General features: G+C 67.4%; 17 protein-coding genes and 1 pseudogene. 9 read left to right on the top strand and 9 right to left on the bottom strand.

Going from position 1 to position 22,579, the window contains the following annotated elements:
• Nucleotides 1-32: 32 nt before the first annotated feature.
• Both FND50_RS27260 and glyA read right to left on the bottom strand, forming a co-directional pair.
• Entirely contained in the window at nucleotides 33-1,268 is a 1,236-nt protein-coding gene (locus FND50_RS27260) for a sarcosine oxidase subunit beta family protein (RefSeq protein ID WP_007300401.1), read from the bottom strand.
• Nucleotides 1,268-2,593, bottom strand: coding sequence for a serine hydroxymethyltransferase (gene glyA / locus FND50_RS27255; RefSeq protein ID WP_144287772.1), 1,326 nt, complete (start codon nucleotides 2,591-2,593; stop codon nucleotides 1,268-1,270). The genes FND50_RS27260 and glyA overlap by 1 nt, the downstream gene beginning before the upstream one ends.
• Before the next feature lie 113 nt (nucleotides 2,594-2,706).
• Between glyA and FND50_RS27250 the strand changes: the two genes are divergently transcribed.
• Together FND50_RS27250 and FND50_RS27245 are read left to right on the top strand one after the other, a co-directional pair.
• The gene (locus FND50_RS27250) at nucleotides 2,707-3,378 is read left to right on the top strand and encodes a GntR family transcriptional regulator (RefSeq protein ID WP_144287771.1); all 672 of its coding nucleotides are present in this window, start codon (nucleotides 2,707-2,709) and stop codon (nucleotides 3,376-3,378) included.
• A 160-nt stretch (nucleotides 3,379-3,538) separates the two neighbouring features.
• Nucleotides 3,539-4,841 (top strand): annotated as a pseudogene (locus FND50_RS27245) (ISL3 family transposase).
• Between the two features lie 30 nt (nucleotides 4,842-4,871).
• On the opposite strand, the gene purU reads toward FND50_RS27245, so the two are convergent.
• The 4 genes from purU to FND50_RS27225 form a co-directional block, all read right to left on the bottom strand.
• Entirely contained in the window at nucleotides 4,872-5,720 is an 849-nt protein-coding gene (gene purU / locus FND50_RS27240) for a formyltetrahydrofolate deformylase (RefSeq protein WP_005572856.1), read from the bottom strand.
• Nucleotides 5,721-5,848: 128 nt separating this feature from the next.
• Nucleotides 5,849-6,742, bottom strand: coding sequence for a bifunctional 5,10-methylenetetrahydrofolate dehydrogenase/5,10-methenyltetrahydrofolate cyclohydrolase (locus tag FND50_RS27235; protein WP_144287770.1), 894 nt, complete (start codon nucleotides 6,740-6,742; stop codon nucleotides 5,849-5,851).
• On the bottom strand, nucleotides 6,739-7,365 hold the full coding sequence (locus FND50_RS27230) for a cyclodeaminase/cyclohydrolase family protein (protein ID WP_144287769.1): 627 nt from the start codon (nucleotides 7,363-7,365) through the stop codon (nucleotides 6,739-6,741). The genes FND50_RS27235 and FND50_RS27230 overlap by 4 nt, the downstream gene beginning before the upstream one ends.
• Entirely contained in the window at nucleotides 7,362-9,824 is a 2,463-nt protein-coding gene (locus tag FND50_RS27225; RefSeq protein WP_144287768.1) for an FAD-dependent oxidoreductase, read from the bottom strand. The genes FND50_RS27230 and FND50_RS27225 overlap by 4 nt, the downstream gene beginning before the upstream one ends.
• A gap of 339 nt (nucleotides 9,825-10,163) precedes the next feature.
• Here FND50_RS27225 and FND50_RS27220 point away from each other — a divergent pair, with 339 nt between their 5' ends.
• Nucleotides 10,164-10,964, top strand: a complete 801-nt coding sequence (locus tag FND50_RS27220; RefSeq protein ID WP_037203089.1) for an IclR family transcriptional regulator — start codon at nucleotides 10,164-10,166, stop codon at nucleotides 10,962-10,964.
• 8 nt (nucleotides 10,965-10,972) lie between these two features.
• Here the strand turns inward: FND50_RS27220 and FND50_RS27215 are convergent, their stop codons facing one another.
• Together FND50_RS27215 and FND50_RS27210 are read right to left on the bottom strand one after the other, a co-directional pair.
• Entirely contained in the window at nucleotides 10,973-12,151 is a 1,179-nt protein-coding gene (locus FND50_RS27215; RefSeq protein WP_144287767.1) for an NAD(P)/FAD-dependent oxidoreductase, read from the bottom strand.
• Complete coding sequence (locus FND50_RS27210) at nucleotides 12,148-12,492, bottom strand: bifunctional 3-phenylpropionate/cinnamic acid dioxygenase ferredoxin subunit (RefSeq protein WP_144289175.1); 345 nt, start codon at nucleotides 12,490-12,492, stop codon at nucleotides 12,148-12,150. The genes FND50_RS27215 and FND50_RS27210 overlap by 4 nt, the downstream gene beginning before the upstream one ends.
• Nucleotides 12,493-12,690: 198 nt before the next feature.
• On the opposite strand from FND50_RS27210, the gene FND50_RS27205 reads away from it, so the two are divergent.
• The 6 genes from FND50_RS27205 to FND50_RS27180 all read left to right on the top strand — a co-directional run bounded on the left by FND50_RS27205 (nucleotide 12,691) and on the right by FND50_RS27180 (nucleotide 21,461).
• Nucleotides 12,691-13,503, top strand: a complete 813-nt coding sequence (locus FND50_RS27205) for an IclR family transcriptional regulator (RefSeq protein WP_144287766.1) — start codon at nucleotides 12,691-12,693, stop codon at nucleotides 13,501-13,503.
• 382 nt (nucleotides 13,504-13,885) lie between these two features.
• Nucleotides 13,886-15,058, top strand: a complete 1,173-nt coding sequence (locus FND50_RS27200) for an aromatic ring-hydroxylating dioxygenase subunit alpha (RefSeq protein ID WP_007300410.1) — start codon at nucleotides 13,886-13,888, stop codon at nucleotides 15,056-15,058.
• Nucleotides 15,055-16,701 (top strand): BCCT family transporter, encoded by a 1,647-nt coding sequence (locus FND50_RS27195; protein WP_144287765.1) that lies wholly within the window; start codon nucleotides 15,055-15,057, stop codon nucleotides 16,699-16,701. Before FND50_RS27200 ends, FND50_RS27195 begins: the two co-directional genes overlap by 4 nt.
• Nucleotides 16,698-18,218, top strand: coding sequence for an aldehyde dehydrogenase family protein (locus FND50_RS27190; protein WP_144287764.1), 1,521 nt, complete (start codon nucleotides 16,698-16,700; stop codon nucleotides 18,216-18,218). The genes FND50_RS27195 and FND50_RS27190 overlap by 4 nt, the downstream gene beginning before the upstream one ends.
• Before the next feature lie 55 nt (nucleotides 18,219-18,273).
• Complete coding sequence (locus tag FND50_RS27185; RefSeq protein ID WP_144287763.1) at nucleotides 18,274-19,842, top strand: APC family permease; 1,569 nt, start codon at nucleotides 18,274-18,276, stop codon at nucleotides 19,840-19,842.
• Nucleotides 19,839-21,461, top strand: coding sequence for a GMC family oxidoreductase (locus FND50_RS27180; RefSeq protein ID WP_120660562.1), 1,623 nt, complete (start codon nucleotides 19,839-19,841; stop codon nucleotides 21,459-21,461). The genes FND50_RS27185 and FND50_RS27180 overlap by 4 nt, the downstream gene beginning before the upstream one ends.
• On the opposite strand, the gene FND50_RS27175 is transcribed toward FND50_RS27180, so the two are convergent.
• Entirely contained in the window at nucleotides 21,370-22,545 is a 1,176-nt protein-coding gene (locus FND50_RS27175) for a S9 family peptidase (RefSeq protein WP_144287762.1), read from the bottom strand. The genes FND50_RS27180 and FND50_RS27175 overlap by 92 nt on opposite strands.
• Between the last annotated feature and the right edge of the window lie 34 nt (nucleotides 22,546-22,579).

The raw sequence follows: 22,579 nt of genomic DNA, 5'->3' as shown, positions 1-22,579 counted from the left end.
GTGGCTCCTGAATTTCAGTGCGCGACGGGGGATCAGTGGGCGACGGCCGCGGCGCCGTGCTCGTCGACGAGGGCACCGGTGACGAACCGGTCGAGGCTGAACGGTGCGATGAACTCGTGCGGTTCGTCGTTCGCGATGGTGTCCGCCAGACACCAGCCCAACCCCGGGGTGGCCTTGAAACCGCCGGTGCCCCAACCACAGTTGAGATATACGTTGTCGTACGGGGTGCGTCCGACGATCGGGGAGGCGTCGGGGCACACGTCGACGATGCCGCCCCAGGTGCGCAGCAGATGCGCGCGGGCGAACACCGGGAACAACTCCACCGCGGCCGCCATCTGACGTTCGATGATGTGGAACGCGCCGCGCTGGCCGTACCCGTTGTAGGAGTCGACACCGGCGCCCATCACCAATTCACCCTTGTGCGCCTGCGAGACGTAGACGTGGATGGCGTTGGACATCACGATGGTGGGGTGCACCGGCTCGAGCAGTTCGGAGACCAGCGCCTGCAGCGGGTGGGACTGCACGGGGGTGCGGATGCCGAGCATGTCGGTGAGCGTCGAGGTGTGCCCGGCCGCGCACAGCGCGACCTGACCGGTGGCGATGTCGCCGCGGGTGGTGCGTACCCCGGTCACCTTGTTGCCGTCCGTGACGAACCCGGTGACCTCACAGTTCTGGATGATGTCGATGCCCGCCTCGTCGGCGCGGCGCGCGAATCCCCAGGCCACGTAGTCATGCTTGGCGATCCCGGCCCGCGGCTGATACGTCGCGCCGAGGACGGGGTAGCGGATGTCGCTCGAGATGTTCACCAGCGGGCACAGCTTCTTGACCTCGTCGGGTCCGACCCACTCGGCGTCGATGCCGTTGAGCTTGTTCGCCTCCACCCGGCGGACGCTGTCGCGGACGTCCTGCAGGCTGTGCGCGAGATTGAGGACGCCGCGCTGGCTGAACAGGATCGGGTAGTCGAGGTCGTCCTCGAGGCCCTCCCACAGTTTGAGGGCGTGCTCGTAGATCTTGGCGCTCTCGTCCCACAGATAGTTCGAGCGGATCAGCGTGGTGTTGCGGGCCATGTTGCCGCCCGCGAGCCAGCCCTTCTCCAGGACCGCGACGTTGGTGATGCCGTGATTCTTCGCGAGGTAGTGCGCGGTGGCGAGGCCGTGTCCGCCACCGCCGACGATGACGACGTCGTACGACTTCTTCGGTTCCGGGTTACGCCACAGGAAGTCGGGATGGTCGGGCAGGTGGGCGCCGGGGGGCTGGGTGGCACTCATCAGTTCGCCTCCGTCAGGTCGGGGTAGAGCGGGAAACGCAGCGCGAGAGCGTCGACGCGGCCGCGGAGTTCGTCGAGCCCGGCCTCGTCGGTGGCCGGCCGCAGCGCGTAGCTGATGATGTCGGCGACCTCGGTGAACGCGTCCAGGTCGAAACCGCGGGTCGCGAGCGCGGGAGTACCGATCCGCACCCCGGAGCTGACCATCGGCGGCCGCGGGTCGAACGGGACCGCGTTGCGGTTCACCGTGATTCCCACCCGGTGCAACCGGTCCTCGGCCTGCTTACCGTCGAGCTCGGACTCGCGCAGATCCACCAGCACCAGATGCACGTCGGTGCCGCCGGACACGACATTGATGCCCGCCTCCCGCGAATCGTCCTGCAGCAGGCGGTCGGCGAGGATCTTCGCACCGGCGAGCGTGCGCTCCTGACGCTCCCGGAACTCGGGCTCGGCGGCGAGCTTGAACGAGACGGCCTTGCCGGCGATCACGTGCTCGAGCGGACCACCCTGCTGACCGGGGAATACCGAGGAGTTGAACTTCTTCGCCAATGCCTCGTCGTTGGTGAGAACGACACCGCCGCGGGGACCACCGAGGGTCTTGTGCGTCGTCGACGTGACCACGTGGGCGTGCGGGACGGGGGAGGGGTGCAGTCCGGCGGCGACGAGTCCGGCGAAATGCGCCATGTCGACCATGAGGTACGCGCCGACCTCGTCGGCGATGCGACGGAACGCGGCGAAGTCGAGCTGGCGTGTGTAGGCGGACCAGCCGGCGAGGATCAGCTTCGGGCGGTGCTCCCGGGCCAGACGCTCCACCTCGTCCATGTCGACGAGATGGTCGTCCTCGCGGACGTGGTACGCGGCGACGTCGTAGAGCTTGCCGGAGAAGTTCAGCTTCATTCCGTGCGTGAGGTGACCGCCGTGCGCGAGGTCCAGGCCGAGGATGCCGTCGCCGGGCTTCAGCAGTGCCGACATCGCGGCGGCGTTGGCCTGCGCGCCCGAATGCGGTTGCACGTTGGCGAACTTCGCGCCGAACAGTGCGGTGAGGCGGTCGATGGCGAGCTGCTCGATGACGTCGACGTGCTCGCATCCGCCGTAGTAGCGGCGTCCGGGGTAGCCCTCGGCGTACTTGTTCGTCAGTACCGACCCTTGCGCCTGCATCACCGCGAGCGGGGCGAAGTTCTCGCTGGCAATCATTTCCAGGGTGCCCTGCTGTCGCTCGAGCTCGGCCGCGATCGCCTGGTGCACGGCGGGGTCGAGATCGGCGAGCGAATGAGTCAGCGTCGGGTTCGCTGCTGCCACCTCGGTGAGGTGTGCGGTGTCCACGGTCATGGTTCGCCTTTCTGGAAGGTCAGTTGACTTCGAACTGATATATCAACTGGAAAGTAGAGTAAGGTCAGCACCGGACAAAGGTCAATAGCTCCGGAAAATCAGGGAGACGGAACATGAGCCTGGCGCATTCATCGGTCGCGGACACGGCGTCGAACGGCGGCACCAACGCCGACCGCGCGTACGAGATCGTGCGCGAACGCCTGGTCATGCTGGACATCCGGCCCGGCGAACCGATCAACGACGACCGTCTCGCCGAGGAACTCGGATTCGGCCGGACACCGGTACGGGAAGCGCTCAAGCGCCTCGAGCGGGAACGTCTCGTCGTCGCCTACCCGCGTCGCGGCACGTTCGCCACCGCCGTCGACATGACCGACCTCGCCGACATCTCCGAGATCCGCAAGCAACTCGAACCCACCGCGGCGGCCCGGGCGGCCCGGACGGCGTCCCCGGACGCGCGAGCCCGGCTGACCGCGCTCGCCGACGAGATCGCCGAGATAGACGACAGCGAAGATCCGCGCGAAGTCCTGCGTAAGGACGTGCGCGTCCACCGCGAGATCTACCGTGCGTCCGGGAACCCTCACCTCGAGGACATCCTCGTCAGCCTCGACGCGCATGCCACCCGCATCTGGTGCCTCTTCCTCGACCGGCTGCCCGACGTCGCCAGCCACGTCCGCGAGCATGTGTCCCTGCTCCGGGCCATCGTCGACGGCGACGAGAGCGCTGCCTCGTCCCTCACCCTCGCCCACGTCGCCGGTTTCGAGAAGGCCATCCGCGACCTGCTGTAGGCCTCCGGCCCGTGCGCCTTTCTGGTAGCGGGAGCTACCAAAAAGGGGCTCTACTGCTGTGATCGTGGGTGGTAGCTGGGCATTGTAAGGGCGCACGCCGTTGTCCCAGTAGCGTTCTGGCTTGTCTAGGGTCAGTCGGCTACATGTGTGGGAGAACGGCGTGCGCGAAGCCAGGATATGGCGTCAGGTGTTGGGTGTCGAAAAGACGGTGATCGAGCACGTTGATTTCGATGCCACGGCCGTGGCGGTGATCGTCGCGGTCCGGCCGCAGGCCCGGGCCCGGTCCCGGTGCGGGCTGTGCGGTCGGCGTAGCCCCGGCTACGACGGCGGCACCGGGCGGCGGCGATGGCGCGGCCCGGACTGCGGCCTGGTCCGCACCTTTATCGAGGCCGACGCCCCACGGGTGTCCTGCCGCGAACACGGGGTCACGGTGGCCGCTGTGCCCTGGGCCCGGCACCGCGCCGGGCACACCCACGCGTTCGACCAGACGGTGGCGTGGCTGGCCACGCACACCTCGAAGGCCGCGACCTGCGAGGTGACGCGCACCGCCTGGCGCACGGTCGGGGCGATCGTGGACCGGGTGTGGGCCGACACCGCACCCGCCCGGGACCCGCTGGCCGGGCTGCGTCGGATCGGGATCGACGAGATCTCCTACAAGAAGGGCCACAAGTATCTGACGGTCGTCGTCGACCACGACTCCGGCCGGCTGGTGTGGGCCGCCCCCCGGCCGCGACGCGGCCACCCTGTCCGGGTTCTTCGACCGGCTCGGGCCCGAACGCTGCGCGAAAATCACCCACGTCACCTCGGACGCGGCCGGGTGGATCGGATCGGTGGTGGCCCGGTACTGCCCGGATGCGATCCGCTGCGCGGACCCGTTCCACGTGGTCGCCTGGGCCACCGAAGCCCTCGACGCGGTCCGCCGGGCCGCGTGGAACCGGGCCCGGGCCACCGAGAACGCCTCCCGCGGCGGCGGCTGGAAACCACGCCGCCGCCCGAAGGGCGGACCAGCTCAAACGGTGAAACGCAGCCGGTGGGCGTTGCTGAAGAACCCGGACACCCTCACCACCGGGCAGCAGGCGACGCTGCGGTGGATCGAACTGCACGACCCGGTGCTGCACCGCGCCTACCTACTCAAGGAAACCTTGCGGTTGATCTTCCAACTCCCGGCCGAGAACGCCGCCACCGAACTCGATCGATGGATCGGCTGGGCGAGACGGTCCCGGATCCCGGCCTTTGTCGCGTTGCAGAAAAGCATCCGCGCCCACAAACCCGCCATCCTCGCCGCCATCGAACACGGCCTGTCCAACGGGCGCATCGAATCGGTCAACACCAAAATCCGCCTCATCACCCGACGCGGATTCGGGTTCCACACCCCCGAGGCCGTCATCGCACTCGCGATGCTCAGCCTCGGGGGCGCTCGACCACAACTACCCGGCCGAACCCACCCACGAATGAGTCAGTAGAGCCCAAAAAGGCGCACGGGCGCGAAGCGCCTAGCTGAAGACGACCGTCCGATGACCGTGCAGCAGGACGCGGTTCTCGCAGTGCCAGCGCACAGCCCGCGACAGCGCGAGGGCTTCGGCGTCCTGCCCGACCGTGGCGAGTCGCGCCGGGTCGAAGGAGTGGTCGATGCGGATGACTTCCTGCTCGATGATGGGGCCCTCGTCCAGATCGGGTGTCACGTAGTGGGCGGTGGCCCCTACCTGCTTGACGCCGCGATCGAACGCCTGGTGGTAGGGCTTGGCGCCCTTGAAACCGGGCAGGAACGAGTGGTGGATGTTGATGGCCCGTCCGCGTAGCGCGCGGCACGCGTCGTCCGACAGCACCTGCATGTACCGAGCGAGGACCACGAGATCCGCGTCGAACTCCTCGACGAGTTCGAGCAGCCGGGCCTCGGCCTGCGGCTTGGTGGTCGGTGTGACCGGGACGTGGACGAACGGCAGCCCGGCGGCCTCGGCCATCGGTCGCAGCACCTCGTGATTGGAGACGACGGCGACGAGTTCGGCGCCGAGGTTGCCTGCTCGCCAGCGGAAGATGAGGTCGTTGAGGCAGTGACCCATCTTGGAGACCATCACGATCACCCGGGGCAGGTCGCTGCCGTTGAAGTTGAACGTCATGCCGAATTTCGCGGCGACGCTCCCGAATTCCGCCGTGAGGCGCTCGATGTCGACATCTTCCGCCGACACGAACGACGTGCGGAGGAAGAACGCGTCGCTCCGGGTGTCGTCGAACTGCTGATGCTCGGCGATATCGCAGTTCTGCTCGAAGAGAAAGGAGCTGACTGCGTGAACGATCCCGGGACGCTGAGCGCAGCTGAGCGTCAGGGTGAAGGTCTGGGTCATGTGGGTCTCCTCGATGCCGGACTGGTTATGGTGTCACTACTTGAGGTGTCAGTCCGAGCGAACTGATATATCAGAATGGGCCCATGCTATTTCAGGCTGGACGAGCGGGTCAAGGGGTGGAGACGGAGTCAGACGCTGCTACGGAACCCGGCGAGCAGGGAGTCCGATCTAGTCTGGGCGTACTGGGTCGCGGCGGCGTCGACCGTGTGATTGAGCAGCAACGCCGTGGTCACCGGTCCCACCCCGCCGGGTACCGGGGTCAGCGCGCCCGCCCGGCCGTCGACGGCCGCGGCGTCGACGTCACCGAGCAGTCGGCCGTCCGCGGTCGCGGTGGTCCCGACATCGATGACGACGGCGCCGTCGGCGACGTGGTCGGCGGTGATCAGTCCGGGAATGCCGACGGCGACGACGAGGATGTCGGCGTCACGGGTGCCGGCGGCGAGGTCGGTGGTGTGCCGGTGGCAGACGGTCACCGTCGCGTTGCGCTGCACGAGCAGATGCGCGACGGGACTTCCGACGACCGTCGATCTGCCGACCACCGCGGCCGTCCTGCCGTGCGGGGAGATTCCGTGGTGATCGAGGAGGGCGATCACGGCCTGTGCGGTAGCGGGCGCGAACGCGGGCAAACGCGCGACGAGGCGGCCGAGGCTGACCGGGTTCGCGCCGTCGACGTCCTTGGCGGGGTTGATCGCCTCCCGGAGGGAGTCGAGGTCGGTTCCGTCCGGCAGGGGTGTCTGCAGGATGATTCCGTGGACGTCCGGGTCGTGGCCGAGTTCGACGAGCGTGCTGCGGATCTGCTCGGTCGAGGCCGCGGCACCGAGATCGACGATGTCGCAGAGGATTCCGGTGCGTTTCGCGGCAGATGCGATGGAACGCACGTACCAGGCGGTCGATTCGTCGTCGGTGGCCTGCACGACCGCCAGCTTGGGCCGGACCCCGATTTCGGCGAGGGCTGCGGCGGCGACGGACGCGTCGTCGCGGATGGAGGTGGCGAGATCGGCGCCACCGAGGCTTCTGGTCATGAACTCAGCTGCTTTCGTACTCGTGTCGTGACTGCGTCGGCACGCTCGACGATCGCGTCGACGCCGGACAGGCACTCGGTGAGGGCCCGGCGGGTATCCGGATCGGTGATACCCGGCAGGTTCACCTCGATGTTGACCCGGGCGGTGGTGGCGGCTGCGCGGGCAGCCTCGGCGGCGGCCGCGACGTCGCTGACGACGGTGCGGTTCGCCACCGGCAGCAGGATGTCGGCGAGTGCGACGACGTCGCCTGCCGCGACCACCACCTCGGCGGGGACCGCGGCGGCGCCGGCGAGGGCGGTCGCGATCGCCGACGTGCGGGCACCCGTTTCGTCGTCCGTGTCCTGGGGGAGGCGGTAGGCGTCGATGACGGCCGTGAAAGCCGCCATGTCGTCCTCGGCGAACTGCAGTGCCTTCTCGCGGAACGCATCTGCTGAGGCGCAGATGCGTTCGACGAGCATCCCGTGGTCGGCGTACCTCTTGCCGGTGGTGTAGCGGGCGACCATCGAGACCAGCGCGGCTGCCTGGCCGAGGTGGAGCGCGCCGGTCGCGCCGCCGCCGGGCGCGGGAGTCCGAGCGGCGAGCGAGTCCAGGAATCCGGCGATCGTGTCGTCTCGGAGGGTCATGACCGGATCTTCTTCATCTCGGGGTCGACGAGCGGCTCGGCCACGACCGTTGCCGGGATGCGGCGTCCGAAGTACTCGATCTCCACCGCGGTGTCGACGGTCGCGTTCGCGGGAAGCCAGGCGTAGGCGATCGGCGCCCCCACCGTGTGACCGAACGCGGCGCTCGTGACGTACCCGGCGGGCTGTCCGTCGACGAACACCGGCTCGTGGCCGAGGACCACCGACGTGCGGTCGTCGATCATGAGGCACGCCAGGCGCCGCTCCACCGTCTCGTCGGAGACGCCGTCGAGCGCGTCACGCCCACGGAAGTCGCCCTTCTGCAGTCGGACCGCGAAACCGAGACCGGCCTCGTAGGGGTTGTGCTCGGTGGTCATGTCACTGCCCCACGAGCGGTAACCCTTCTCCATCCGCAGGCTGTTGAACGCGGCGCGGCCCGCGGCGATGACGTCGTACTTCTGCCCCTCCGCCCACAGCAGATCCCACAGTCGCAGACCGTTGTCGGCGGACGTGTACAGCTCCCAGCCGAGTTCGCCGACGTACGACAGACGCATCGCCGTGACGGGAACACCGCCGATGCGGACCTGCTTCGCGCGGAAGTACTTGAAGTTCTCGTTCGTGAAGTCGTCGGAGCTCAGCGCCTGCACCAGATCCCGGGCTCGCGGACCCCACAACCCGATCCCGCACGTGCCGCCGGTGATGTCCCGGATCTGCACACTGCCGTCGTCCGGAGATTGGCGGCGGAAGTAGTCGAGATCGAGGTTGCCGTTGGCGCCGACCTGGAAGACGGTGTCGGACAGTCGCGTGACGGTGAGGTCGCTGCGGACGCCACCGGTCTCGTCGAGCGCGAGCGTGTACGTGACGGAACCGACGGACTTGTCCATCTTGCCGGTCGTCAGCCGGTCCAGCAGGGCCAGCGCGCCGGGACCGCTGATCTCGAGCCGCTTCAGCGGTGTCATGTCGTACATCGCCACCGACGTGCGGGTACGCCAGGCCTCGGCCGCGGCGATGGGGGAGTGGAACATCGCCGCCCACGGTTCCCGGGCCGGCGGCTGCCATTCGGCCGGAAGGTCCTGCACCAGATGGGCGTTGGACTCGAACCAGTGCGGGCGCTCCCAGCCGGAGCTCTCCAGGAACACGGCGCCGAGTTCCTTCTGGCGAGCGTGGAAGGGGCTGACCCGCAGGTCGCGGGGAGACTCCTTGGGCTGCAGCGGGTGCAGCACGTCGTAGATCTCGACGAAGTTCTGCTGCGACGTCTCGCTGACGTAGTCGGGTGCGAGCTGGATCTCCTCGAAGCGGTGCACGTCGCAGCCGTGCAGTTCGACCTCGGAGCGGCCGTCGACGAGCAGTTGCGCGACCGCCCGGCCGACACCGGCGGAGTGTGTCACCCACACTGCCTCGGCGATCCAGAACCCGGCGACATCCGGGGACTCGCCGATGAGCGGTCCGCCGTCCGGGGTGAACGAGAAGACCCCGTTGAAACCGGCCTCCAGTTTCGCGGATTCGAGGCACGGCAGCAGCAACTTGCTCTGCTCCCACGACGGCGCGAAGTCTTCTTCCGTGAACGGCAGCATCGACGGCATGTCGGACGCGGACACGTCGTCGCTCGCGTCCAGGTCGCGCAGGTTCACCGGCATCGGGCGGTGAGCGTACGTGCCGATGCCGAGGCGGTCGACGTGCTCACGGAAGTAGAGATCCTGGTCCTGGTGGCGCAGGATCGGGAAGCCCGCCTCGGCGAGTTCGGTGTTCCGTCCGACGAGTTCGGGAATCTGCTCGGTCTTCGCGTACTGGTGCGCCAGGGGGAGCAGCGGGACGTCCATGCCCACCATCGCGCCGATGTCGGGACCCCAGAAGCCCGCGCAGGACACCACGATGTCGGCGGGGATCACCCCGTCGGCGGTGGCGACGCCGGTCACCCTGCCGCCGCTCTGTTCGATGCCGATCACCTTCGTCGAACCCTGGAACACGGCACCGCGGGCCTCGGCGCGCCGGGCCAGCGCGACGACGACACGGGACGCCTTCGCGAGGCCGTCCGTCTCCACGTACAGCCCGCCGAGAACCCGCTTCTCGTCCAGCAGCGGGTGCAGCTTCGCGCACTCGGCCGGGTCGAGGACGGCCCCCTCGATGCCCCAGGAGGTGGCCCAGCCCTGCTTGCGGTGCAGATCGGCGAGACGCTCGGGGGTGGTGGCCACCTCGAGCCCGCCGAGCTGGTTGAAGCACCATTCGCCGTCCACGTCGAGCCCGACGAATTTCTCCACCGTGTACCGGGCGAATTCGGTCATCGTCTTGGACGCGTTCGTCTGGAACACCAGGCCCGGTGCGTGTGACGTGGAGCCTCCGGTGAGCGGCAACGGTCCCTGGTCGAGAACCGTGATCCGATCCCAGCCGCGAGCGGTGAGCTCGTCGGCCAGGTTCGCGCCGACGATGCCGGCTCCGATGATCACTACGCGCGGTGACCCCATAATGGTCCTCCTGGTTGGGTGGGTGCCTGTGTGTGGCGAGGTAGCGGGAGATTCGGTGTTCGGTGTGGGCTCGAACGGCGCCGGGAAGAACTGTGAATTGCGAAACGGAGCGGACTGACCCAACCCGATATCGACAACTGATATATCAACACATTAGGTCGGGAAGAGTAAGGGGGTCAACCCCGAATTACAGGTAATTCCACGATGATTGGTTGAGGAAATCGCAACAATTCCGCGATCGACCGCGGAAATATGCACCGTGCGCGACGGTGATGACGCGGAACCGGGTGTGGATGGAGGTAACCGTCGCACGGTGATGTCGCCTATCCTGAAGTCGCGATGACTGAATTGGACGATAACTCGAATGGAGATCGGAGCCGGCCGTCCGGCGCTGTGCAGTCAGTGGACCGCGCTCTGGCGGTACTCGAAATCCTGGCCAGGCTCGGTACCGCCGGCGTCACGGAAATCGCCGACGAGCTGGGTGTCCACAAGTCGACCGCGTCGCGCCTCGTTGCCGTTCTGGATTCGCGAGGTTACGTCGCCCAATTGAAGAACCGGGGAAAATTCCAGCTCGGCAATTCCATCGTCCGGCTGGCCCGCACCGCGTCGCCGGACGGCGATCTGGTGCGGCAGAGTCAGGAATTGTGCGCCGAACTGGCGGAAACTGTCGGAGAGAGCGTCAATGTGTCGATACTCGACGGCAATCGATCGGTGAGCATCGTCAAAGCGGACGGTCCGTCCGGCGTCGGTACCAATACCTGGGTGGGTCAGAGCAGCCCGGCACATGCGACGGCGAGTGGAAAATTGTTGCTGACGGAATTGTCCGACAACGAACTCGCGGAGCGGGTGGGAGAAACTCCGATTGCTCTCACGGAGAAAACTCTCACCGATGTGCCTGTGCTCGTGGAATCGTTGAAAACCATTCGCGAGCGGGGGTGGGCGGAATCCGAGGAGGAACTCGAACTCGGGCTGAACGCGGTGTCCGTTCCGATCCGGGACTACACGTCGAAAATGATTGCTGCTCTGAGTGTGTCCGGCCCCGCCTACCGGCTGCTGCCGGAACGGTTCGAGGACGTCGCCCGCGCCGCACTCGACACGTCCCAGCAGATCAGCAGCCGATTGGGCTATGCCGTCACGTAGCGCCGGCATCAGGCCCGCGACCTGGCGAGTTGCTTCTTGTACCGGGTGAACAGCCGGGGACTGTTCATCGCGAAGACGCCGACGGTGTCGCCGTCCCGGTCGTAGGTGGCCACGAACGTACCGGTTCCGGGGTCGCCGTCGACGAACCGGACTTCGTCGGTGCTGTGTCTCGTCCCGGCGAACTGCAGCATCTTGCCGTACTGGTGGGACCAGAAGTACGGGATCGCGGCGGGCCCGGACGGTGTGGCCATGATCGTGTCGGCGACGGTGGCGGCCTGGGCGACCGCGTTGCTCCAGTGCTCGCTTCGGTGGTGCACCTGGTGGGCGTCGTCGAAAGTCCGTGCGCAGTCGCCGATCGCGTACACGCCGGGCACGTTCGTGCGGCACGACGAGTCGGTGAGGAAACCGTCTTCGATCATCAGTTCCGAATCGCTTGCCCATTCGACGTTGGGGACGGCCCCGATTCCGACCACCACGGCGTCCGCGGGGAGGATCGTTCCGTCACTCAGTTGGACGGCTTCGACCGCGTCGTCACCGAGCAGTGCGGAGACGACTGCCCCGGTGAGGAGCCGGACGCCGTGCGCGGCATGCTGTCCTGCGCAGATCGCCCCGAGTTCGATGCCGAGCGGGCCGGCGAGGGGCGTGGGCGAGGCCTCGACGACGGTGACGTTCATGCTCATGCCGGCCGCGCTGGAGGCCACCTCCGCTCCGATGAAACCGGCTCCCACGATGACGAGGTTCTGCGCACGTGACAGCGAATCACGCAGTGCGCGTGCGTCGTCGACCGACCTGAGCGTGTGCACGCCGGCGAGACGGGAGTGTCCGGGCAGGGTCCGGGCGCGCGCGCCCGTCGCTACGACGACGGCATCGGCGTCGAAGTGGGACCCGTCGTCGAACGTGACGCGGTGGATCCCGTCGGGGGAGCGAACCAGACCGGTGGCCGTTCGGTTCATGCGCCATTCGACGTCGAGTGTGTCGTCGTCGCTGTTCATCAACAGGAGGTCCTCGTCGGTCAGGTCGCCGGTGAGAAATTCCTTGGACAGGGGCGGCCGGTCGTAGGGCAGGGACTGCTCGCTCCCGGCCACGACGAGGCGGCCTGCGTATCCCTTCTCGCGCAGTGCGCGGACCGCCGACAATCCGGCGAGGGAAGCACCCAGTACCACAATGGAATTCGGGACAGTGTTCATCGGGCGTCGCCCTTCTCTTCGAGATGAAGCAGCACGGTGCCGTCGACGATCGACACATCGTGTGTGCGGACTGCGATCTTGGCCGGCGGACCCGACGGCACTCCGGTGCGGAGGTCGAAGCACGCTTCATGGAGCGGGCACTCGACGGTGCAGCCTTCGACCCAGCCGTCGGCGAGGGAGGCGTCCTGATGGGTGCAGGTGTCGTCGATGGCATACAGACCGTCGGAGGTGTGGAAGACGGAAATGGCAGCCATGCCCGGCGGGGTCACCGTGACGACTTCGCCCACGGGCAGTGTCACGAGTTCGCACACGGGGAAGGCCGTGGCGCCGGGGTGGATCACAACTGGGGAATCGTTATCGAGAATCACTCGATACCTCCGAAAGCGTTGGGGAGGAAGGACAAGTTGTGGAGCGGTTGTTGCGCTATGCGCGACGACTTGCAAGCTGTGCAACACAATGCTCTCCGGTGCTGCCCCACGGTGTCAAGCATTCGCGTGTAAAAACTGCGTTCCCGAAGTCGGTGGGCATAACCTCGGGGCATGAGTGAATCCGAGGCAACGGCGCCCGCGGCCCAGGGAACGGAAGGAAAGGCGAAGACCGTGCACGCGGTGGAACGCGCCATCGACGTACTCGAGATCGTCGCGGCAGAAGGCCGTGTCGGCGCCTCGGAGATCGCCGTGCGGCTCGGCGTGCACAAATCGACCGTGTCACGCCTGATCGCATCGCTGCAGCAACGAGGATTCGTGGAGGAAGCGGGTGTCCGCGGCAAGTATCAGCTCGGATTCGCGGTGGTGCGATTGGCCGAGGCCACGGTCGCGCAGAGCGGGCTCGTCGAGGTTGCGCAGCCGGAGTGCGACCGCCTGGCCGACGCCTTCGGGGAGACGGTCAACCTCGCCGTGCTGGACGGTGCGGCGACCCTCAACGTGCTCGAGGCCCGCAGTGATCGCCACGTCGCGCTGCGCACGTGGGTGGGTCAGGTGACTCCTGCGCACGCGACCGCGACCGGCAAGGTCCTGGTCTCGGAATTGACGTCCGGCCAGCTCCGGAGTCGGCTGGGGCCGCACTTGAGTCCGCTCACCCCCAACACGATCACCGACTTCCGGGAGTTCGACGTCGAACTCGAGCACGTGCGGTCGCGCGGGTGGGCGTCCACGGCCGAGGAGCTCGAAGCGGGGCTCAATTCCATCGCCGTGCCGGTGCGGAGCAAGGTCACCAACCGGATCGTCGCGTCGATCTGTGTATCCGGGCCGGAGTACCGCCTCGCACCCGAGCGGTTCGAGGCCGTGGCGCTCGAACTCGCCGACGCGGTCGCGCGGATCGAAGCGCAGCAATCCGTCGGAACGGGTGACTGAAAGCCCGGAAGTGCTTCTCCCTCAAGGTGGGACGAACGGATAGTCCCGTTTGCCCGGGTTTCGGCCGTCCGCGGTTAACGCGGTGTTTCGGTCATGTCGCGTCCGCGAAAGAAGTGCCGAATGTGATGTTTGACACGTCCGCGGGCCACAGTCTAAGTTGTGTAAATCGCATAGCGTTGCTGATGACGCAACAATGCTGACGCCGCGATGACTCGGCAGGAACGGCTGCCCGCTGTTCGAACGGTCGCCGCGGATCGGGCACACATGTCGTCACACTCGGCAACGACGCCCCTTGCGATCTGCGCTCCCTACGCACACAGACATCAGGTCACAGCTCGACCGACACGCATCTTTCCCGGCAATGAAAGAAACGGTGACATCTATGTCCGCTCCGGACGTCCAAGCCCCCGCTCCCGCCTCCGCGCCCGCACCGGCACTGATCCCCACCCTCGGTGGCCGGTACTACACCGACGCCGACATCTTCACGGACGAACAGGAGAACCTGTTCGAGGCGATGTGGTTCTGCGCCGTCCGCGCCGCCGATCTCGCCGACCCCGGAGCCTTCCGGAAGGTAACGGTGGGCCGGGAGAGCGTGCTCCTCGTCCGCGGCCGGGACGGGGAACTGCGCGCCTTCCTCAACATCTGCCGGCACCGCGGCGCCATGTTGTGTACCGAGGACGAAGGGCAGATCCGCAGAAACCTTCAGTGTCCCTACCACGCGTGGACGTACGGACTCGACGGCAAACTGGTGGCGGCCCCCAACATGGCCGCGCTGCGGGACGAGACCGGAGCCGACATCGACCGGGTGCGGTACGGACTGGTGCCGGTCGCGCTTCGCGAATGGCTCGGCTACGCGTGGGTGTGCCTGGCCGACGAACCGCCGTCGTTCGAGGACGAGGTCGTCGGCGCCGTCACCGAACGACTCGGTGATCCGGCGGCCATCGACCGGTACCAGATCGGAACCCTGGAACTCGGCCGCCGGATCGTCTACGACGTCGCGGCCAACTGGAAGCTGATCATCGAGAACTTCATGGAGTGCTACCACTGCGCGACCATCCACCCGGAGCTCACCGAGGTACTTCCGGAGTTCGCGGACGGCCTTGCCGCACAGTACTTCGTGGGGCACGGTGCCGCCTTCGGTGACGACGTCGAGGGATTCACCATCGACGGAAGCGGCGGATTCGACTCGTTGTCCGGCATCAGTCCCGACCAGGACCGCAAGTACTACGCCATCACGATCCGGCCGCAGGTCTTCGTCAACCTCGTGCCCGACCACGTCATCTTCCACCGCATGTACCCCGTGTCCGCGGATCGCACCATCGTCGAATGCGACTGGCTGTACTCCCCGGAGGTCACCGCCTCGGGTCGCGACGTCTCCCGTTCGGTGGAGCTGTTCCACCGGGTCAACCAGCAGGACTTCGACGCCTGTGAGCGGACCCAGCCCACGATGGCGTCGAAGGCGTACCGGAACGGGGGTGTGCTGGTGCCCGCGGAACACCACATCGGCGAATTCCACGACTGGCTACTCGAAAGGCTGAGCGGGGATCCCCGATGACCTACGCCGGCGAGCAACCGAGGGTGACCGACCCTCCCAGGGTGAACGATGTCGATCCGCAACCCCGGCACCAGGAGCAGGAGCCGGCGGCGCCGTCCGGCGGCGAGGGGCGGCGGAGCGTCGACAAGGTGGTGTTCGGCACGGCCGCGGCGCTCGGTGTCGGACTCATCCTGTGGGGACTGCTGGCACCGGAGAACCTCTCGGTCGTGTCGACCGCGGCGCTGGACTGGCTGGTGGCCGACCTCGGTTGGCTGTTCATCGCCGCGTCGTCGGCGTTCGTCGTCTTCTCACTGTTCCTCGCGTTCTCCCGGTACGGCCGGATTCCGCTCGGCCGCGACGGTGAGAAACCGGAGTTCCGCACGGTGAGCTGGATCGCGATGATGTTCAGCGCCGGCATGGGAATCGGATTGATGTTCTACGGCGTCGCCGAACCGCTCGCCCATCTGGTGAGCCCGCCGCCGGGAACGGACGGCTCGGTGGGGTCGGCGATGGCCACGACGATGTTCCACTGGGGGCTGCATCCGTGGGCGATCTACGCGGTGGTCGGGTTGTCGATTGCGTACGGCTCCTACCGGCGCGGCCGCAAGCAACTCATCAGCGCCGCGTTCTTCCCTCTCCTCGGCCGCCGCTCGGAAGGCGCCGTGGGGAAGGTCATCGACATCCTCGCGATCATCGCGACGATGTTCGGCACCGCCGCGTCGCTCGGGCTCGGCGCACTGCAGATCGGTTCCGGCCTCGAGATCATCGGCTGGATGGACAACGTCGGCACGTTTGCGCTCGTTGCCCTCGTCGGGCTGCTGACATTCGCGTTCGTCGGTTCGGCGGTGTCGGGAGTCGCGCGGGGCATCCACTGGCTGTCCAACATCAACATGGTGCTGGCGGTGATTCTCGCGCTGTTCGTGTTCGTGCTCGGTCCGACCGTCCTCATCCTCAATCTGCTCCCCACCGCGATCGCGGACTATGCGGCGCAGCTCGCCACCATGTCGGGACGGACGGCCGCGAGTGCCGGCGACGACACGGCGTCCTGGTTGTCGTCGTGGACGATCTTCTACTGGGCGTGGTGGGTGTCGTGGACTCCGTTCGTCGGAATGTTCCTCGCCCGGATCAGCCGCGGCCGCACCATCCGGCAGTTCGTGATCGGCGTGATCGTCATTCCCACCTCGGTCAGCCTCGTGTGGTTCGCGGTGTTCGGCGGCGCCGGCATCGGACAGCAGCAGGACGGAGTCGACCTGGCGGCGCGCTCGTCGACCGAAGGCCAGTTGTTCGGGATGCTCGACCATCTGCCGCTGACCGGATTCGCCACCGTGCTGGTCATGGTGCTGGTCGCGATCTTCTTCGTGTCCGGCGCGGACGCCGCGTCGCTGGTGATGGGCACGCTGTCGCAGCGGGGTGCACGAGAACCGAGCACGTGGGTCGTCATCTTCTGGGGAACCCTCACCGGGGGCACCGCGGCACTCATCCTCTGGACCGGCGGCTCGGACGCCCTTCAGGGGCTGCAGACGATGACGATCATCGCGGCGGCGCCGTTCCTTCTGGTGATGATCGGATTGTGCTTCTCGCTGTATCGGGACGTCTCCCGTGATCCGCTCATCGCCGGTACATCGAAAAAGTCTGCACACGAGAGGGTTTCGGACACAGTATGAAGATGTCGGCACTATCCGCGGATCTCGACGTCCCGAGGTTGTTCGGGAAGGTGAATTTCATCGCGGGGGAGTGGGTCGCGGCGACGTCGGGGCGCACCCGCGACTGCATCGACCCGGCAAGCGGGAACGTGATCGCCACGGTCGACGAGGCGTCACCCGAAGACGCCGGGCGAGCCGTGCTGGCGGCCCGGGCGACCTTCGATGCCGGGGACTGGCCGGAGACGGCGGTCGCCGTGCGATCGTCGCTCCTGTCGCGCATTGCAGATCTCCTCGAGCGCGACAAGGAGGAATTGGCGCGGATCGAGACGCTGGACACCGGTAAGACTTTGGTGGAGAGCCGAATCGACATCGACGACGTCGTCTCGGTATTCCGGTACTACGCCCGGCTCGCCCTCGTCTCCAGCGACCGAGTGGTCGACGTGGGTGACCCCGCGGTCGTCTCCCGGGTCGTTCGCGAACCGATCGGGGTGTGCGTCCTCATCGCACCCTGGAACTACCCGCTGCTCCAGATCTCCTGGAAGGTGGCACCCGCGCTGGCCGCCGGCTGCACGATGGTGCTCAAGCCCAGTGAGGTCACGCCGCTGAGCACGATCGCGTTCGCCCGGCTGATCGAGGAGGCGGGTGTGCCCGCCGGTGTCGTCAACCTCGTGCAGGGCAGCGGCGCCGACCTCGGCCCCGCGCTGACCGATACCGGTGACGTCGACTTCATCTCGTTCACCGGTGGACTCGCGACCGGCACCACCATTCTGGAAACCGCGGCCAAGCACGTCACGAAGGTCGCCGTGGAACTCGGCGGGAAGAACCCGCACATCGTGTTCGCGGACGCCGAGTGGGAGTCGTCGGTCGACCAGGTGCTCACCGGCGTCTTCCTGCATTCGGGCCAGGTGTGCTCGGCCGGGACGCGGCTGATCGTCGAGGAGTCGATCGCCGACGACTTCGTCGCCGCACTCGTCGCGCGGGCCGAGGCCATCCGCGTCGGCCCGGGGCTCGATCCCGGCAGTGAGACCGGACCGCTCGTGTCAGTGGCGCAGCGGGACAAGATCGAAGCCTATGTGGCGCTGGGTATCTCCGAAGGGGCGACGCTCCGGACGGGAGGCTCCCGGCCCACCGATCCCGCGCTCGACGGCGGCAGCTACTACCTGCCCACGATCTTCGACCACTGCGACCGCTCGATGCGCATCGTGCAGGAGGAAACGTTCGGGCCGATTCTCACGGTCGAGAGATTCACCACCGAGGCGGACGCGATCCGGCTCGGCAACGACACCGAGTACGGTCTCGCCGCCGGCGTCCGGACGTCCGACGCCGCCCGCGGCGAGCGGGTGGTGCGCCGCCTGCGCCACGGGACCGTGTGGCTCAACGACTTCGGCTACTACACGGCGGCGGCGGAATGGGGCGGATTCAAGAAGTCCGGCAACGGCCGCGAACTCGGACCCGCCGGGCTCTCCGAATACCAGGAAGTCAAACACATCTGGAACAACACGACCTCGCCTGCCGCGGGTTGGTTCACCGCGACCTGACGTGCCCCGGCAGGGCGCGCGAGCAGGCCCACTCAACTTCTCAGGAAGTGATCGAATGACCAGTACCGACAATACGACCGGCGATCACGACAGTGGACTCGAGGATTTCGGCTACAAGGAGTCCCTCGATCGCAGTATCGGCAAGTTCGCGAGCTTCGCCGCGGGCGTCAGCTACATTTCCATTCTGACCGGCACCTTCCAGTTGTTCTACTTCGGATTCGGCACCGCAGGCCCCGCCTACCTGTGGTCATGGCCACTGGTGTTCGTCGGCCAGCTCGCCGTGGCACTGTGCTTCATGGAGCTGGCCGCCAAGTATCCGATCGCCGGCTCCGTGTACAACTGGGCGAAGACGCTCGGCAGCAGAATAGTGGGGTGGTCCGCGGGATGGCTGATGCTCACCGCGTCGATCGTCACCCTGTCGGCGGTTGTGCTGGCGTTGCAGCTCAACCTGCCGCGGCTGTGGAGCGGCTTCCAGATCGTCGGTGACGGGACCGGAGAACACGACTTCGCCACCAACGCCGTCATTCTCGGGACCGTGATGATCGGCTTCACCACCGTCGTCAATGCGCTCGGTGTCCGTCTCATGGCGATGATCAACAGTGCCGGTGTGTTCATCGAAATCATCGCGGCGGTGCTGATCGCGATCATCCTCGCCGCCAACATGACCCGCGGCCCGCAGGTGTTCTTCTCCACCCACGGGTACGGCGCAGGCGAAAGCGGTGGATACCTCGGCGCGTTCCTGGTGGCGACGCTCGCGTCGGGCTACGTGATGTACGGCTTCGACACCGCGAGTTCGCTGGGCGAGGAGACGGTCGAACCCCGCCGCACCGCCCCCAAGGCGATCTTCCGCGCAATCCTCGCGTCGTTCGTGATCGGCGGCGCGATCCTCGTGTTCGCCGTGATGGCGGCACCCGACCTCGACGATCCGAAGATCGGCGCGTCGGACGGCAGCCTGCAGTACATCGTCGAGCAGGTGATGTGGGGGCCGCTGGGCACGATCTTCCTGGTGTGCATCGTGATCGCGGTGACCGTCTGCTCGCTGGCGGTGCATACCGCCGCCATCCGGCTGACCTTCGCCATGGCCCGCGACAACGCACTCCCGTTCGGCGAGCGGCTCGCCCGCGTGCACCCGAGAACGCGGACACCCGTCGTGCCCGCGGTGACGATCGGGGTGGTGGCCACGCTGATCCTGGTGGTCAACATCGGCCAGCCGCACATCTTCACCGTGCTGACCTCCATCGCGATCATCATGATCTACCTGGCCTACCTGATGGTGACCGGACCGATGCTGAAGAAGAGGCTGCGGGGTGAGTGGCCGCCGCGGGACCTGAAGGAGGGCGGCTACTTCACGATGGGCAGATGGGGACTACCCGTCAACATCGTCGCGCTCGTGTGGGGAATCGGGATGGCCCTCAACCTCGCCTGGCCGCGGGAGGCCGTGTACGGCGAACCTTGGTACAACACCTGGGGCGCCTTCGTCTACATCGGCGTCATCCTCGGGTTCGGCCTGCTGTGGTACCTCACCACCGGCCGGCGCCACATCGGAACGTTGACGTCACACTGCGCGGCGGTGGTAACGCCCGCGCCGGAATCCGAACCGAACGACAAGGAGCTCGTCCGATGACCGACGGCGAATCGAAGAGCACTGCAGGGGAATTCGACTACGTGATCGCGGGCGGCGGCAGCGCGGGATGCGCTCTCGCGGCGCGTCTCAGCGAAGACCCGTCGGTGACGGTGTGCCTGCTCGAGGCGGGCCCGTCCGACGTCGGGGACCGCGCGATCCTCGAGCTGTCCCAGTGGATGCATCTTCTCGACTCCGGGTACGACTGGGACTACCCCGTCGAGCCGCAGGAGAAGGGCAACAGCTTCATGCGGCACGCCCGGGCCAAGGTTCTCGGCGGCTGCTCGTCCCACAACTCGTGTATCGCATTCTGGCCGCCCGCCGAGGCACTGGACGACTGGGAGGCGATGGGGGCGTCGGGCTGGGGTGCGCGTGACATCCTCCCGTACGTCAGCCGGCTGGAAAGCAACGACGCCCCCGGCGACGGCCACGGCCGCAGCGGGCCGGTGCGGCTGCGGGACGTCCCGCCGAACGACCCGTGCGGCCGAGCGGTTCTCGACGCCGCCGCCGCCGTAGGACTGCCGACCGTCGCGTTCAACCGCGGCGGAACGGTGCTCAACGGCGCCGGGTGGTTCCAGATCAACGCGTCCGAGGACGGCACCCGGATGTCGTCGTCGCACGCCTACCTGCACCCGATCCTCGGAACCCGGCCCAATCTCGAGGTTCGGACAGGCTGCTGGGTGAGCGAGATCCTGTTCGACGAACAGCAGACGGCGACGGGCGTCCGGTACCAGCGTCCCGACCTCACCGGCTACGACACGGTGTCGGCGCGACGGGAGGTGGTGGTGACGGCGGGGGCCATCGACACCCCGAAGTTGCTGATGCTGTCGGGTATCGGTCCGGCGGAGCATCTCGCGGAGTTCGGGATTCCTGTGCGCGTCGACTCGCCCGGTGTCGGCTCGAACCTCGACGATCACGTCGAGGGGCTGGTGTTCTGGGAGGCGTCCCAGCCGATGGTCACCGAATCGACGCAGTGGTGGGAGATCGGCCTGTTCGCGACCACCCGGGAGGGCCTGAACCATCCCGACCTGATGATGCACTACGGCAGCGTCCCGTTCGACATGAACACCCTGCGGTGGGGTTACCCGACCACCGACAACGGATTCTGCCTGACACCCAACGTCACTCAGGGCCGCTCCCGCGGAACGGTCCGGCTGCGGTCGCGGGACTTCCGCGATCGCGCGAAGGTCGATCCACGGTACTTCACCGACAGCGAGGGCCACGACGACCGGGTGATGCTGTCCGGGGTGAAGCTGGCCCGGAAGATCGCCGAGCAGAAGGCGCTACGCGGGTGGATTGCCCGCGAACTGGCGCCGGGACCCGATGCGGTGACCGACGCCGAGATCCTCGACTACATCCACAAGACCCACAACACGGTGTATCACCCCGCGGGCACGGCACGTATGGGCGGTGTCGACGATCCGATGGCGGTGCTCGACCCGGAACTGCGGGTCAAGGGGGTTCGAGGACTGCGAGTGGTCGATGCGTCGGCGATGCCGAAACTGCCGCACGTCAACCCGAACATCACGGTCATGACGATGGCCGAGAGGTGCGCGGATCTGCTCCGCGGCCGGGCCGGGGCCGGGCTGCGGGCGGCGGAGTCGGCGTTGTCCGAGGTCTGATCCGGGCGTCGATCGCCTCGGCGGTCCTTCGCCAGATCTCGCTCTCCGGATCGACGACGGTGAAGTGATCGCCGGGCCCCTCGATCCGGACGACGTCGTCGGGGGTCGCCGCGGCGGCTTCGTGGTACTCCCTGCTCATCTCCAGCATGTCCGGCTCGTCGTCGACGGCGCACACCACCAGCTGAGGGATGCCCAGCGGCAGTCGAGCGATCGGCGACGACCGTTCGTACGTCGCACGGTCGCCGGCCCAGTCGCTGCCGACGGCGTCCGCCACCGCGCCCTCACCGAGGTGGCGTTCGCCGGCGAGTCGCAGATTCAGCACCCCGGCGAGGCTGACGGCCAGTGCCGGACGAACCGCTGCCTCCTCGGCAGTGGCGTCGGCGGCGGCGCGGAGCGCGAGCTGAGCACCGGCCGAGTGGCCGAGGATCACGAGACGCTCCGGGTCCGCCGACGGGACGGTCGCGACGGCCTGCACGGCGTCGGCGACATCGGACGCAATTGTGGCCCAACGGTTCTCCCCGCCCCGCCGGTACTCGACGTTCCAGGTGACGTACCCGCGGGCCGTCAGGTCGACTGCCAGCGCGTCCATCAGGTCGGACTCCCAACGAGGACGCCAGAATCCGCCGTGGATCAGCACGACGACGGGGAAGGGGCCGTCGCCATCGGGGATCCGCAGTTCCACTCGCTGATCGGGGTGGTCGCCGTACCGGACGATCCGCCCGGGGTGGAAGCGGTGGTGGTACCAGCTGTCGACGGCGTAGCGGAGTCCGTCGAGTCCCCGCCCCCGGATGTGGACCCGGGCGCCCGCCGAGCGGTCGGCCTCGCACTCTCCGAAATCGACGCGGATCGCCCCGCCGGCCGGGGCGGTGAAGGATGCCCCGGCGCCGGGCACGACGACGAACTCGCCTCGCCGCGCCGCCGACCGCACGGCCCGCTCCAGCCCGGCGGTGTCCGCGGCGAACGTCAACTCACCGGTCAGGCTGCGTGCATCCAGCGCCCGGCCCACGAGTTCCTCCGCGGTTCCGCGGTGTGCCACCACGCCGGGGGCGAAGACGATGTCGACTCTGCACGCTGGTTCGGTCACGAGCCCACCGTACTTTTCGCCAATGACATCTGTA

The organism is Rhodococcus sp. WB9, assembly GCF_007558985.1.
GTDB lineage: Bacteria > Actinomycetota > Actinomycetes > Mycobacteriales > Mycobacteriaceae > Rhodococcus_F > Rhodococcus_F opacus.
Note: the sequence above shows the minus strand (reverse complement) of the source record. Positions and strands in the feature narration are given on the sequence as shown.